Source organism: Kitasatospora sp. NPDC058170 (genome assembly GCF_042883905.1).
Classification (GTDB): domain Bacteria; phylum Actinomycetota; class Actinomycetes; order Streptomycetales; family Streptomycetaceae; genus Kitasatospora.
This window is the reverse complement of the sequence record NZ_JBHVUV010000023.1, coordinates 67,901-82,431: the sequence shown is the minus strand read 5'-3', so window position 1 is coordinate 82,431 and position 14,531 is coordinate 67,901. Positions and strand designations below refer to the sequence as shown.

The 14,531-nt window shown below is 74.0% G+C and carries 11 protein-coding genes; all 11 read right to left on the bottom strand.

The features are described 5' to 3' along the window. Positions 1–29: 29 nt before the first annotated feature. Positions 30–1,907 carry an FHA domain-containing protein gene (locus ACFVVX_RS25355; RefSeq protein ID WP_387948911.1) on the bottom strand — a complete coding sequence of 626 codons (1,878 nt, stop codon included), beginning with the start codon at positions 1,905–1,907 and terminating at the stop codon, positions 30–32. Positions 1,908–2,521: 614 nt separating this feature from the next. After that, entirely contained in the window at positions 2,522–2,899 is a 378-nt protein-coding gene (locus ACFVVX_RS25350) for a zinc ribbon domain-containing protein YjdM (RefSeq protein ID WP_387948910.1), read from the bottom strand. A gap of 115 nt (positions 2,900–3,014) precedes the next feature. Further along, complete coding sequence (locus ACFVVX_RS25345; protein ID WP_387948909.1) at positions 3,015–3,695, bottom strand: alpha/beta hydrolase; 681 nt, start codon at positions 3,693–3,695, stop codon at positions 3,015–3,017. A 4-nt stretch (positions 3,696–3,699) separates the two neighbouring features. After that, positions 3,700–3,831: a hypothetical protein gene (locus tag ACFVVX_RS25340; protein WP_387948908.1), complete on the bottom strand. Its 132-nt coding sequence runs from the start codon at positions 3,829–3,831 to the stop codon at positions 3,700–3,702. A gap of 109 nt (positions 3,832–3,940) precedes the next feature. After that, positions 3,941–4,642, bottom strand: a complete 702-nt coding sequence (locus ACFVVX_RS25335) for an aspartyl/asparaginyl beta-hydroxylase domain-containing protein (RefSeq protein WP_387948907.1) — start codon at positions 4,640–4,642, stop codon at positions 3,941–3,943. A gap of 42 nt (positions 4,643–4,684) precedes the next feature. Continuing rightward, positions 4,685–5,935 (bottom strand): hypothetical protein, encoded by a 1,251-nt coding sequence (locus tag ACFVVX_RS25330; protein WP_387948906.1) that lies wholly within the window; start codon positions 5,933–5,935, stop codon positions 4,685–4,687. Continuing rightward, the gene (locus ACFVVX_RS25325) at positions 5,920–7,191 is read right to left on the bottom strand and encodes an acetyl-CoA carboxylase biotin carboxylase subunit family protein (protein ID WP_387948905.1); all 1,272 of its coding nucleotides are present in this window, start codon (positions 7,189–7,191) and stop codon (positions 5,920–5,922) included. Before ACFVVX_RS25325 ends, ACFVVX_RS25330 begins: the two co-directional genes overlap by 16 nt. Next, positions 7,188–8,477, bottom strand: a complete 1,290-nt coding sequence (locus ACFVVX_RS25320) for an ATP-grasp domain-containing protein (RefSeq protein WP_387948904.1) — start codon at positions 8,475–8,477, stop codon at positions 7,188–7,190. The genes ACFVVX_RS25325 and ACFVVX_RS25320 overlap by 4 nt, the downstream gene beginning before the upstream one ends. Positions 8,478–8,536: 59 nt before the next feature. Continuing rightward, positions 8,537–9,310 (bottom strand): SDR family NAD(P)-dependent oxidoreductase, encoded by a 774-nt coding sequence (locus ACFVVX_RS25315; RefSeq protein WP_387948903.1) that lies wholly within the window; start codon positions 9,308–9,310, stop codon positions 8,537–8,539. 90 nt (positions 9,311–9,400) lie between these two features. Beyond that, a complete protein-coding gene (locus ACFVVX_RS25310; RefSeq protein ID WP_387948902.1) occupies positions 9,401–10,195 on the bottom strand; it encodes an SDR family oxidoreductase in 795 nt (264 codons plus the stop codon). Positions 10,196–10,204: 9 nt separating this feature from the next. Then, a complete protein-coding gene (locus tag ACFVVX_RS25305) occupies positions 10,205–14,509 on the bottom strand; it encodes an amino acid adenylation domain-containing protein (protein WP_387948901.1) in 4,305 nt (1,434 codons plus the stop codon). Positions 14,510–14,531: the final 22 nt, after the last annotated feature.

Here is a 14,531-nt window from a genome sequence, read left to right as displayed (position 1 = left end):
GGGCCACCGGCCCGGGCGGGCGGCACCGCTCAGGACCGGCGGTGCGGCTCGGGGGTCCTGGCGGGGGAGGACGGCGGCGGGGTCTGCCGGTAGAACAGGTCGATGTCGACCTCCTCGCCGCCCACGGTCAGGGTGTCCCAGACCCCGCTCGCGAGCAGGGTGCGGACGGTCTCGCCCTTCAGGGTGCGCAGGTGGTCGCGGAGGGTGGCGTCGTCCGGCAGGCCGGGCAGACGCGGTGCCAGGCGCTCCCGGATCGACCGCAGTTGGACCATCAGCGCCTCGACGTCCGCCTCGGTGTCCGCGGCCCCGGGTGCGGGCTCCTCGATGCTCAGGGCGATCCTGTCCTTGATCGCGCAGCTGCCGCCGTCCTCGTCGGTGGTCACCATGGCGTTCCAGGCCCGGCTCTTGTGCCGGTACTGCAGCATCGACATCGCCGCCTCGTGCCGGACGAAGTCGGCGTCGCGGAAGGCCCGCCCGCGCCAGGCGCCGGTGAGCGAGCGGGCGAGCGAGATGGCCGAGGCCAGCCCGCTGTTGAGCCCGCGCCCCGGCCAGAAGTGGATCGCGTTGGCGGCGTCCCCGAGCAGGAACCCGTACGTCCCCGGGGTGGCGGAGGTCGGGGGGTAGAGCCGGGCGGTGAAGCGCGGCCGCTGCACCATGTCCAGCCGGAACCCGGTCACGGCGCTCAGGTTCTCCTCGGCGACGCCGAACAGGGCCAGGCCCTCCAGCACCCGCCGCCACAGGGCCGAGCCCTTGACCAGCGCGGGCAGGAAGAGCGTCCCGTGGGTGGCGCAGCGGAAGTCGCCGTCGTCGTTGCGGCCCATCAGGCACGGCCGCGAGGCGACGCACTGCTCGAACACGTGCCGGACGGGGTCGACCCCGATCACCTCGGCGGCCTCGGCGTCGGTGAGGCGCATGTTGAGGAAGCCCTCGCCGCGCAGGGAGTTGAGCAGGAAGCGGTTCTGGGCCACGGTCAGCAGGACGGACATCGGGTCGGACAGCTCGGACTTCACCCGCAGCCCCAGCACGACGTCCTGGAGGTGCCGGCCGTCCAGCGAGTAGATCGAGGTGTCGGGGGTGCCGAACTTGTCGGTGAAGTACTCCCGGGTGCGCGAGCGGCCCCCCTCGCAGATGGCGAGCACGTGGTCCCCGGCCAGCTCCTCCCGCTGCTCGGCCGGGTCGAAGTTGGCGGGGACGAGCCGGATCCGGTCGGCCTTCTCGTTCGCCAACTCCAGCAGCACGTCCTCGATGTAGGCGATCCGGATGTTGCGCGGGGCGAAGCCGCGCACCGAGTCCGGCCCGGCCGGCCACATCTCGGAGTAGGCGTCGGCGCCGAACAGGCGCTCCTGGACCTCCTCGGGGAGGTTCAGGTACTGGCGGCTCTGGACGGTCACGACCTGCTGGCGCCGGACGTTGCCCTGTGCCTGGGTCTTCCAGACGACCCGGGAGCCGTCCTGGACCCAGCGGCCCTCGTACACCGTGACGGCCACCCGCCGGCCCAGCAGGTGCTCCAGCAGCAGGGCGAAGCCCAGCCCCACCGGGCCGCCGCCCGAGACGGTGACGTGCAGCACCGGCTCGGCGGCCGCGGGGGCCACCAGCTCGGTGATCGTCTCCATCGCGTCGGTGATCTCGAAGCGGAAGACCTCGCCGCCGATCGTGATCACGTCGCCGGACACCAGGACGTGGGAGGTCACCCGACTGCCGTTGACCAGCGTCCCGTTGCGGCTTCCCCGGTCGTACAGCACATAGCGGCCGGCCTCCCGCAGCACCTCCGCGTGCAGGCGGGAGGCGCTTCCGCTGGTGATCCCCACGCTGCTGTCGCTGCTGCGGCCGAAGGTGACCGGCCGTTCGCCGACCGGGAACCGCCGCCCGGTCAGGGGCCCCTCGCGTCCGATGATCGCAGCTGGCATGAGCACTCCGCTCCTTGGGTCTGTCGGTACTCGTCCTCGACCGGCGGCCGGCCTGGGGCCGCCGAATCGCCTCTCGCCAACGTCGGTGCTGCGGACAGGGATCGGGGCGGGCGGGGATCGGGTCCGGTGGCCGGACGCGGGGCGGCCGGCGGATCGGCCAGCAGCGGGGCGGGGCAAACAGCGGGAGTGGGCTCAGCAGCGGCGTCGGGGCCGGCAGCGGGGGTGGGCTCAGGGGCGGAGGCGGTTCACCCTGCGGCGTTGTTCCTCGGAGGGGTCGGCCCGGACGGCCGCCCGATCCGCTCCGGCCGTGCGGGCGCCACCCCGCCGACGCGCACCGTCCCGGACATCGACAACCCAACCCAGACAGTCATGGCCCCCACGCCCGTCACTCCGTGTGTCAATCGGTGGGCTCCAGGTTGTCGTCACGGGCAGCCGCGCGCAAGGCCGTGACGCCGGAAGTTGCCGATCAGTTGCACGGCGGTGTTCCGGCGGAGACGCCGGTCAGCGGTTCCGCCGCCCGCTCGGCGCACGGAGGCCCGGCGGCGTGCGGGAGCGCTCGCGTACGCCCCTTCGGCACTCCTGCGCGCGCACCCCGCCCGGCTCCTCCCCGCCGGTCAGGCCTTCTTGACCACGCTCGACTTGAGCTGCATCGGCCCGAAGCCGTCGATCCGGCAGTCGATGTCGTGGCCGTCGACCCCGTCGACCAGCCGGATGTTGCGCACCTTGGTCCCCGCCTTGATCCCCGAGGGGCTGCCCTTGACCTTGAGGGCCTTGACGACGGTCACCGTGTCGCCGTCGGCCAGCACGTTGCCGACGGCGTCCTTGACCACCCGCTCCCCGGAGGCACCCGCGGCGCCCGCGGCGCCGGCGTCCTCCGCGGCGCCCTCGGCGGCCACCCATTCGTTGCCGCACTCGGGGCAGACCATCAGGGCGTTCATCTCGTAGGTGTACTCGCTGGAGCACTCGGGGCAGGGGGGAAGGTTCTCACTCACCCGGGCAGAGTATCCGAATCCGGACACCCGCCCCGCTCGGTGCGCAGCGGACCCCCGCTGCGACGGCGACCGGCTCGCTCACCCCCGCCCGGCCACCCGCGCACCCCGCACCCGCTCACCCGCGGCCGGCCTGACAGCTGTGCAGGAAGTGGTGCAGAAGGGCGGGCGGGGCGGGGAACGGCGTGTGGCCGGCCGGGAGGTGGTGCCAGCTGACCGGATGGCCCCAGCCGAGCAGGGTGTCCCGGACCAGGGCGCCGGCCGCGGGCGGGATCACCCAGTCGTCGGCGCCGTGGGCGATCCAGACCGGGGTGGCCGCGTTCGCCGCGGTCCGGCGCTCCGCCAGGTGCGCGGCCAGGCCGGCCGGCAGGTACGGGGCGCTGAGGGCGAGGCCGGCCAGCGGGGCCGGGTGGAGCAGACAGGTCACCAGGGCCATCACCGCGCCCTGCGAGAAGCCGGCCAGCAGGACCCGGCCCGCGCCGGTACGGCTGGTCTCGGCGTCCACCACCTCGCGCAGCCGCTCGGCCATGGCGAGGACGTCCGGCAGGCCGATCCGGTCCAGGCGGAAGACGCTCTGCGGGAACCAGGCGCGCACCAGGCGGCCACCGCCGAGCCCGCCCGGCTGCTGGGGCGCGCACGGGAACAGCCCCCGCGGGGGCCGGCCCGGCGGGCCGAGCAGCCGGGCCGTCGGGATCAGGGCGGACGGCTCCTGGCCCATGCCGTGCAGCCAGATCACGCTTGCGGGCGGCTCGTCCGCGTAGTGCGGCGGTCCGAGGGAGAGCTCGACGACGTCCAGCACGTGCTCAGCCCCGGGCCGCCGCGAGGAGCCCCGACCGGTCGGCCGGGTCGGCCGGGTCGGCCTCCCAGAAGGACTCCACCGTCGCGCCGACGGGTGTGACCACGCCCGTCCCGGTGATGACGATCCGACTGTCCACGCTGGCTCCCCTTCACGATGTCGATGGGCGCGGAGCACTCCAGGGCGGCGCGGCGGGCGGGTCGGCCGAGGACCTCCCCGACCCGCCCGCCGCCACCGCCCCCGTGGGGTCAGGCCGCGTGCATGACGTCGTACTTGGCCGCCTCGACGAACTGCGGCGCCCACTTGCGCTTCTGCCAGAGGCAGTACCGGTTGAGCAGGTCGGCGAACACGCCCATCGGACGCCGGAAGTCGACGATCACGATGATCCGCGGCTCCTCGCTCTCGTTGATCACCTCGTGCTCGTGCGAGACGTCGAGGACGGTGCCCTCGCCCTCCCGCCAGGTGTAGTAGTCCCGCTCCAGCCGGATCCGGGGCGGGTTGTCCTTGGGTATCCGCACGCCCAGGTGGTAGCGCAGGATCCCCGCGTACGGGTCCCGGTGCGCGGGCAGCGGGACCTTCGGGTCGAGGATGGAGACGAAGGCGTTGACGACGTTGGGCGTGGACTCCGCGAAGGCGAGCAGCGACGGCAGCTCGGTACGGGCCAGCTCGTTCGGCCGGCCGAACATGTACGCGTAGTACAGCTTCCAGTCCTCCGACACCTGGGCGGCCCGGACCGGGTCGAAGGTGCCGTACTTCGGGATGTTCCTGGTCTTCAGCAGCGCGTCGACCTCGGCCTGGAGGGTCGGGAAGACCGTCTCCAGCTTCCGCACCGCCGGGAAGACGGTGCGCGAGGGGATGATCCGCGGCCGGCTGTCGCCCGCCGCGCGCAGGAAGACCCAGTTGGTGACGGCCCGCAGTCGCGCACCGTTGACGCTGGGTGAACCCTTCATGGAATGCTCCCGGTTGTCGTGGTTGGGCGTCGGTGGTTCCGATCAGAGGGAGGGGGCCGGCCGGACCTCGCCGGCCCGGGCGGACGGGAGGACCCGGCCCGCGACGTACCGGCCGGTGCCGATCCCGCCCATCAGCAGCACCCAGCCGGCCACCGGCAGTGCGGTGAGCAGGCTGCCGACGAGCAGCGGGCCGACGGCGCTCTGGGTGGCCTCGCCGACCACGCAGGCGCTCTGGTAGAAGCCGTGCTCGCCCTCGGCGGCGAGGGTCGCGGACAGCCCCCACTCGCCGGCGGCCTCCAGCAGCTCACCCACCGTCAGCGCGATCGTCGCGGTGACCAGCACGGCCACCTGGACGGCGGTCGGCACATGGCTGACCAGGCCCAGCAGCACGCAGCAGGACGCCGTCCAGACGGCCGAGCCCCGGAAACACCGCAGCGCTCCCTCGGTGGTCGTGGCGAGCCGGCTCACCGGGATCTGGCCGCCGATCGTGATCAGGGTGTTGATCATGAACAGCCACCCCATCGCGGACACCGGGACGTCGGTGTGCTCGGTGATCCACAGCGGCAGCACGGTGGTGAGCAGCGTGGTGTGCACGGTGAGGATGGCCGTGGAGAGCGCGAGCAGCCCGCCGCTGCGCCGCTCGCGCGGCCGGCCCGCGGCGTCCCCGCCGTCCCGCCCGGCCGCGGTGGCGGCCGCCGGTGCGGGCCGGGCGCCGAGCGGCGTCAGCAGGAAGCAGACGGCCATCAGCACGTAGACGCCGCCGATCACCCCGTAGGCCAGGGCGTACCCGGAGGCGGAGTTCGCCGACAACAGCCGCACCGCCACCAGCGCACCCAGCGCGAAGCCGACGTTGGTGACGGTGCGCGCCCAGGCGAGCCCCTTCACCCCGCTGCCGGCCGCGCCCGCGATCAGGCCCCGGCGCACCACGTTGCCGGCGCTGTCGAAGCCGCCGGCCGCGCAGAGCACCAGCATCAGCAGCCACGGGGTGTGCACCTGACCGGTGAGCGGCACCAGGACGGCCGTGCAGACGGCGGACAGCGCCCCCGCCTGCCGGCCCAGACCGCGGTCGATCAGCGCCCCGACCGGGAACGCCACCGCGACCGACGCCGCGCCCCACAGCGAGAGCGCCGTCGACGCGGCCAGCGTCCCCAGCCCGGCCGTCTTCAGCAGGTAGACCATCACGGTGGCGAGGAAGGTGCCCTTGCCGACGGACAGCACCAGGGTGGCGGCCAGCAGCCCGCCGGTGCCCTCCGGCGGGCGCGCGCCGAGGAGGGCGGCTAGTCGACGGCGCACAGTCCGCCCCGGCCCGCCTGCCACACCCGGGTGACGCCGTCCGGCGCCTCGATGTGGAACCGCATCTGCGCCAGGCACTGGTCGATGGTCTTCAGCATGCCGGCGTGGTCCGGCGCGCTGCCGCGCAGCAGGTCCATCCAGAGCGTGCCGCCCTCCGGAGCCAGCGTGCTGCCCACCGGGAACCGCGCGAGGTGGTCGATCACCCCCGGCTCCCGGAGGACCGCGTCCACGCCCTCGACCCGGCGCAGCACCCCGCCCTCCAGCGGCGGGTTGTTGAAGAACTGGAACTCGACGGTGTCCGAGCGCGCGGGCGCGACCGTGCCCACCGGCAGGCCGCAGGCCACCGCGATGCCGAGGGCCAGCCAGTCCGCCCCGGTCACCCGGCCGTACAGCTCGCTCTTGTACCCGCCGATGCGGCCGTTGACCTCGATCAGCCGCGGGCCGTCGGCGGTGAGCTTGACCTCGCTGTGGACCAGTCCGCGCCGCACGCCCAGCGCCCGGACGGCGTCCGCGGCCAGCCGGGCGATCGCGTCCAGCTCCGCCTCCGGCAGGTGCGAGGGGAAGAACGCGCCCACCTCGCGGAACGGGGTGATCATCGGCAGCTTGCCGCTGATCGCGAGGGTCTGCACCCGGCCGTCCTCCACCAGCCCCTCGACGGAGACGTAGTCGGCGAAGTCGCCCTCGCCGCGGCCGACCAGGAACTCCTCGACCACGAACGGGCGCTCGGGGGTGGGCACCAGGCCGACCGGCAGGGCGCCGGGCTCCGGCACGAAGTAGGTGTCGCGGCTGCCCTGGCTGCGCACCGGCTTGACCACCACCGGGCCGTTCCGGGCCGCGAGTTCGGCCAGCAGGGCGTCCCGGTCGGTGACCACGGTGCAGCGGACGGCGTCCACCCCGGCCTCGGCCAGCCGCCGCCGCTGGGCCCACTTGTCGGTGAGCAGGGTGACGGTGTCGGGGTCGTGGAAGGACAGGCCCAGTCCGTCGCCGATCTCGGAGATCAGCGGGACCATGGCCTCACTGAAGGTCGTGACGCCGGCCGGGTGATGGGCCCGCAGCTGTTCGACCGTCCGGCCCGGGGCCTGCGGGTCGCAGGCGAGGACCGGGCCGAGGGCCGCGCACTCCGCCAGCTCCGCCTCGCCGAGCGCGCCGGCCAGGGCCACGAAGACCGGGGTCTGCCCGCAGGCGTCCGCGGCCGCGGCGATCTCGGCAGGCCTGACGGCCGCGCCCGGGACGATGGCAACTACCACACTGGTCATGACTCACTCACACTCGTCGGGACGGACTCGTCGGGACGGATCAGGTACACGCGGTCCTTGAGCTCCTCGATGCGCAGCTGGTCGCGCCGCACGGCGTCCATCGTGGAGCCGTGCAGGAAGATCCTCATGGTGCTGGAGTAGAGGTCCACGGTCGGGCGTATCCGCCCGCCCGGCTCGATCTTGAGGTTGAGCCCGAACACCGTCTCCAGGCCGGTGAGTTCGGCCACCACCTGCTGGTCGGCGCCGGTCACCACGCCGGACAGCCCGGTGGAGGTGGTGGAGCAGACGCCCTGGCCGCGCAGGGTATAGCGGCGGCCCGCGTACTCGGTCAGGAAGCGCGCCGGGTCGAGGTAGGCGAGCGCGGTCAGGGTGGCCTGGTTGCCGCCCGCGCACGCGTCGTGGAAGCCCGGGTGCATGTTCCCGGCGATCCGCGAGCCGACCTCCACCAGGGCGGGGCCGTCGGGGGTGAGGATGACCTCCGCGTGCGTCGGGCCGTAGTCGACCCCGAGCGCGGTCAGCGACCGGTCCACGTAGTCGATCAGGGCCGGCGCCGGGCCCTCGTCGGCGCCCAGCAGGTGCTCCCAGTCGTAGATGTTGCGGCCGTTGGGCAGCAGCCGCTTGTGGTACATCCACACCCCGCAGACGTAGCGCCGGCCGCCGTACGACACCATGTCGACGACGTACTCCGCGCCGTGCAGGTACGACTGGACCAGCGCCTCCCGGTTGGTCTCGCAGTAGATCGTGTCCGAGGAGAGGACGGCCTCGGCGGCCGCCCGCACCTCGTCGGCGTCGGCGCAGATGAACACGCCGTCGCCGGCGGCGGACTTGAGCGGCTTCACCACCACGGGGTAGGCCGCGGCGCGCTGCGCCCAGCCGACCAGGTCCGCCACCTCGCCGCTCTTGAACTGCTCGGCGCAGCGCAGCCCGGCCGCCCGCAGCGTCTCGATCATCAGGTACTTGTCCCGCCGGGCCTCGGAGAGCAGGGTTCCGTTGGTCGGCACGCCGAGCCGCTCCGACAGGGTGTCGGCGAGCGTCACCCCGGGCTCCTGGCCGGCCAGCACGCACACCGGCTCGTACTTGGACAGCAGTTCGACGGTCGTGTCGACGTCCTCGTGGACGATGTTCGCCAGGTAGTCGCCCAGGTCGGGAGCCGGCATCGAGGGCATGAACTCGGGTGTGCTCTGCACGTGCACCGTCTCGGCGCCCAGCGCGATGAACTCGGGCGGGAGGTACTTGCCCGAGGTGTAGGCATCGACCAGCACCACCACCGGTTTGTTGCGTGACAACGGAACTCCTCGTGCTCCTCGTGCTGTTGGTCCGACGGGCGGATCGGGCTCCGCGGCTGTCAGGTGGCCGAGAAACCCCCGTCGACGAAGATGGTCTGGCCGGTCACGTAGGACGAGGCCGCGCTCGCCAGGAAGACCGCGACCCCGGTGAAGTCGCCCAGTTCGCTGTTGCGTCCGGCCATCGTGCGGCGCGCCATGGCCTCCGTCCGGACCGGGTCCCGGAAGACGGCCTCGTTCAGGGGGGTGTGGACGAAGCCCGGCGCGATGGCGTTGACGCAGACGCCGCGCGCCGACCAGGCCTCCGCCTGGGAGCGGGTCAGTGCGGTCAGCGCGGCCTTGGACACCCCGTAGGCGCCGCTGTTGCCGAACGCCCGGACGGCCTGCTGGGAGGCGATGTTGATGATCCGTCCCCAGCCCTTCTCGGCCATCCGCGGGCCGAATCGCTGGCCGAGCACGAACGGCGCGTCCAGGTTGGTGCGCAGCGTGCGGTCCCAGTCGGACTCGGTCAACTCCTCCAGCGGGGGGCGGATGTTGACCCCGGCCGAGTTGACCAGGATGTCCGGGGCGCCGTACTGCTCCAGCAGGGTGTCGGCGAGCTGGTGCGTGGCGTCGCGGTCGCCCAGGTCGGCGTCGATCCAGTCGGCGGTGCCGCCCTCGGCGCGCAGCGTGCGGACCGCCTCCGCCAGCGGGTCGGCGCGGCGCGCGGTGAGGACCACCGCGGCGCCGGCCCGGCTCAGGGCCGAGGCGATCGCCAGTCCGATTCCGGAACTTCCTCCGGTGACGAGGGCCTGACGGCCCTTCAGGGAGAACAGGTCGTCGATGAACGCGTCCAACGGTGGCTCCTTCGAAGGTGGCGGGACTCGCGGACGGGCGGGTACTGCGCCCGGCCGGGCCGGAGGCCCCCCGCGCACCGACCGCCGGCCTCAGGCCCGCTGGCGGGTGGGGCGAAGGCGGATGTCGTCGAGGTGGACGTGCTTCGGGCGACCGATCGCGAACCCGATGACGTCGGCGACGTCCTCGGGCGTCAACAGCGGCCCGTTCTCCTCGGCGATGGCCTCGAACCACGCGGCATCGTACCCGGCGGCGGCCTGGAATCCGGAGCGGACGAAGCCCGGTTCGACCAGGGTCACCCGGATGTTGTGCGTGCACACCTCCTGGCGCAGCGCCTCGACCAGCGAGTGCACGGCGAACTTGGTCGAGCCGTACACCGGGTTGGCCGCCGATACCTGCCGGCCGACGGTGGAGCCGATGACCACGAGGTCCCGCACCCGGGCTCCGCCGTCCGCCTCCGCCTGCTTGACGAACTCGGCGGCGCAGGCCCGCAGTTGTCGCAGCACGGCGAGGTAGTTCGCCTGGACGAGCTCCTCCCACCTGGAGGGGTCGGAGCCCAGGACCGTCCCGGGCAGGCCGAGCCCCGCGGAGGCGACGAAGATGTCGGCCGGCCCCCACTCCCGCTCGGCCGCGGCGAGCAGCTCCTCGGTGTGGCCGGGCGCGGTGATGTCGCCGGCGAACGGGACGATGCGGCCCGGCCCGTCGCCCGGCGCGCCCGACTCGCCCAGCTCGCCCGACTCGCCTGCGGGTTCGGCGAGTTCGGCGAGTCGTTCGGCGTTCCGCCCGGCGGCCACCACGTGGACGCCCCGGCGGGCGAGGTGGCGGGTGACGGCCCGTCCGATCCCGGAGGAGGCCCCGGTGACGACGGCGATGCGTCCCTCTGTCATGTCGTACCCCTACTTCTCTGCGGCGAGGGAGAACTCGCCCTGGTCGATCAGGCCGGTGAAGTACTTGTGCAGCCAGCCGCGTTCGGGCGCGGGGAACTCCACGTCGAGGTGGGCGAGCAGGCGCCTGGTGCGGGTGTGGTCGTACCGGACGTTGCGTTCGGGCCGGCTCGCCCAGAAGTGCGCCAGGACGACCTGCTCGTCGCGATCCCCGAGGTAGCGCCCGAACAGCGAGGCGAAGTCGGCGGCCTCGTCCTGCTCCAGCGTGCAGCCGAGCTCGCGCAGGACGGTGAAGACGTCCTCGTAGCCGACCTCGTGGTGGGTGTCGACGTGGAAGGTGCCGCCGCGCACCCGTTCGCTGCGGGAGATCTCCAGGATGCCCTCGGCCACCAGGTCCACCGGGCTGAGCGCCAGGGTCCGGGCGCCGACCCGGGGCACCCTGCCGATCCGGACGGCGGCGCGCAGGAGTTGGACCAGCCGGTTGTCACCGCCGTTGCGCTGGAAGCGGCCGGACACCGAGTGCCCGGAGACGTTGCCGGAGCGGTAGATGAACCCGGAGCCGCCGGCCGCGACGAACGCGTGGACCAGGCGCTCCGCGTCGAACTTGCTGCGCTCGTACTCGTTGAGGAACCGCTGGCCGACGTTCAGGCTCTCCTCGGAGAAGACCGCCGCGGCGCCCTCCGGGCCGCTGCCGGACACCGCGAGGGTGGAGGCGTAGTGCAGGTCCTTGGGCCGGCCGGTGGACGCCAGCCGGATCAGTGCCCGCAGGGGCTCGATGTTCAGCCGGTCGAAGGTGTCGCGGTCGCCGAACAGCCGGGTGTCGGCGGCGAGGTGGTAGATCGCGCCGACCTCGCGGCGCAGCCGCTCGTGCTCCTCCTCCGCGAGGCCGAAGCCGGGCTCGGCGAGGTCCCCGGCCAGCACCGTGAAGCGGCCGGCGTACCGGTCCAGGTCCTCGCCCGGCAGGTGCCAGGCGTAGGCGTCCCGCAGCCGCTCGGCGGCGGGCCGGCCGTCCCGGCCGCGGACCAGGCAGTGCACGTGGCCCGTGGTGCGGGTGAGCAGCAGGTGCAGCAGGTGCGCGCCGATGAAGCCGGTGGCGCCGGTCAGCAGCACGCTGTCGTACTCGCGGACCGAGCCGGCCGGGGGTTCGCAGTGCAGGGCGCGCGGCACCTGGGCGAGCAGTCCGGTGCTGGAGCCGTGCTCCACCACGAACTGCCCCTCGCCCGGGGGGAGTCCGGCGACCTCCAGGAGGTGCGCGCGGGTGGCGCGGGCCAGTGCGAGCATCTGCTCGGGGTCGTGCCGCCCCGGCGGGTAGGACAGGTCGGCGACCAGCTGCCCGTCGTGGACGCGGGCGGTGAGCTTGAGGGCGTGGCCGCGGTCGTTGAGCGGTCCGCGCACCGGGCCGAGCTGCTGGCGCGACGGGGCCAGGTGCAGGTCGTCGCCGTGCGGCAGGGCCAGCGCCCCGAGGTAGTTGAAGCACACGTCGGTGCGCTGCGGCCGGTCGTGCAGGCCGTACGCGACGCCGTAGCGGGGGATGTCGGCCAGGGCCGCCGCGGCGGCCTTGCCGGTGGCGGCCGCGTCGTCGGCGACGGTGTCGATCCGGACGGGGAAGGTCGAGGTGAACCAGCCCACCACCCGGGAGACCTCGACGGACTCGTCGAGGGAGACCCGGCCGTGGCTCTCCACGTCCACCACGATCTCGTCGGTGCCGCGTCGGCGGGAGAGCGCCTGGGCGAAGGAGCCGAGCAGGGCCGCCTGCGGGGGCATGCCGGTGCTCGCCGCCGCCGCGCGGGCCAGGGTGGCGGTCTCGGCGCGGGAGAGCCGGAACCAGACTGCCTGGGCGTCCCCCTCCCGGTTGTCGTCGGCCGGGGAGCGGCTCGGCACCGTGGGGAACCGGCCGAGGTCCTCCCAGTGCGCCAGGTCCGGCCGCAGGGCGGGGGCCTGGGCGCGCAGATGGGTGGCCCAGGCGCCGAAGTCGGTCGGGGACGCCGCGGTGCCGGGGGCGGCGCCGCGGATCCGCTCGCTGTAGCAGCGGCTGAGGTCGTTGACCACGATGCGCCAGGAGACGGCGTCGACGGCCAGGTGGTGGCCGACGAGCAGGAGGTGGGCCCGGGTGGGGCCGAGGAAGAGGTGGGCCCGGAAGAGCGTGCCGTCGGCGATCCGGATCAGGGACTGCCGGTCGGCGGCGGTGTCCCGGATGTGCCGGGCGGCCGCCGCCTCGTCCGCGGGCAGGGCGGAGGTGGTGAACACCGCCGGGGGGTCGACGGCCACCCGGCGGTGGCCGCCGCCGGGTTCGGGCCGGAAGGCGGTGTGCAGCAGGGGGTGCAGGGCGACCACGTCCGCCACGGCGGCGGCCAGTTCGGCGGGCCGCACGGACCGGTCGGCGTCCAGCAGCAGGGCCTGGTTCCACTGGTCGGGCTGGGCGAACTCCTGCCGGAAGAACCACTCCTGGGCCGGCGACAGCGCGGTGTCGTCCGCCGGGGCCGGGCCCGGGCCCGGTCCGCGGTGGGCGCCAGGGCCGGGTTCGGTGGCCGCCCGGCCGGCCCGCAGCCGGGCGGCCAGCGCCGCCGCGGTGGGCTCGGCCAGGAAGGCGGCGGCCGAGACCCGGTGGCCCCTGGCCTGGAGGTCCGCGATGACCTGGATGGCGTCGATGGAGTTGCCGCCGACCAGGGTGAAGTCGTCGTGGACGCCGAAGTCGTCGTGGCCGAGCTGGCGCCGCCAGGCCTCGCACACCTCGGCGAGCAGCGGGTCGTCGGTGGCGCGGGCCTGCTCGGTGCGGTCGGCCAGCCGGCTCTCGATCAGGCCGCGCAGCGCGCCCTGGTCGGTCTTCCCGTTGCCGGTGCGGGGGAAGGCCTCGAACACCTCGATCCGGTAGGGGATCATGTACGAGGGCAGGATCTCGCGCAACTGCTCCCGCAGGTCGGCGGAGGGGCCGTCCGCGTCGGCCCGGGCGGCGACGGCGGCGACCAGTCTGGTCCGCTCCCCGGGGAGCAGCAGGACGAGGGCGTCGGCCACGGCCGGCAGCCGGCGCAGCCCGGCCTCGACGTGGCCGAGCTCCACCCGGTAGCCGCCGACCTTGACCTGCCGGTCGCCGCGGCCGAGGAACTCCAGGACGCCCCGGGCGTCGGCGCGCACCCGGTCGCCCGTGCGGTAGGCGCGGCCGGTGCCGGGGACGGCGGCGTCGAGCTCGTCGGTGAAGGCCGCCGCGGTGGCCTGCGGGTTCGCCCGGTAGCCGAGTGCCACCGAGGGCCCGGCGATGTACAGCTCGCCGGTGGCGTCCCGCTGGTGGAACACGCCGTCCGGGGTGCGGACGAAGAGCCGGCTCGTCCCCAGCGGGCTGCCGATGGGGACGGAGGCGGCGTCGCCCAGGGCGTCGAGGTCGGCCTCACCGGTGAGCAGGTGCGTCGCGACGCCGACCGTCGCCTCGGTCGGCCCGTAGTGGTTGACCAGGGTGCGGGTGACGCCGGAGGCGAGGATGCGGCGGGCGAGCGGCAGGGCCAGCAGCTCGCCGCCGAGCAGCAGGTGGCGCAGGGCGGGCCGGGAGTGCTCGTCCAGCCCGTAGGCCTGGAAGAGGACGGTCCAGTGCGAGGGGGTGGTCTTGAGGACGTCGATCCGCTCGGTCTGCAGGTAGCGGAGCAGGCCGGCGGGGTCGCGCCGGGTCGCCTCGTCCACCAGGTGCAGGGTGCCGCCGGTCCACAGGGCGAGGAAGACACCGGTGTTGCCGAGGTCGGCGGCGAGCGTGGTGACGTGCGCGTAGTGCAGCGGCTCGTCGACGGCGAGCCGGTCGAGCAGCGATTCGGTGTAGTGCCGGATGTTCCCGTGGGTGACCATGACGCCCTTGGGCACCCCGGTGGAGCCGGAGGTGAACAGCACGTACGCGGTGTCGCCCTCCTCGGGCCCGGGGCGGTCGGCCCCGTCCTCGTGCGGCGGCCGGACGTCCACGGCTTCGAACACGCCCGAGACGTCCAGCACGTCCAGTCCGCGCCGGCGCAGGTCCTCCTGGTACCGGGGCGAGCTGAGGACGAGGTCGGGGCCGGCCGCCAGGCCGCCCGTGTTCGTCGAGGCCGGCTCGGCGGGGTCGACCACCGTGTAGGCGGCGCCCGCGCCGAGCACGGCCAGCAGGGCCGCCACCGCGTCCGGCGTGCGGTCGAGGTAGACGCCGACGAGGTGGCCGCGGCCGATGCCCCGGTGGCGCAGGCGGTGGATCAGCCGACAAACCCTGTCGTCGAGTTGAGCGTAGGTCAGGTGGTCGCGACCTGCGGTGACGGCTGTTCGGTTCGGATGAGCCTTCGCGTGCGCGTGAACCAGCGCCGGGAGCATCTGCCGTAGTCCTCTGCGTGTC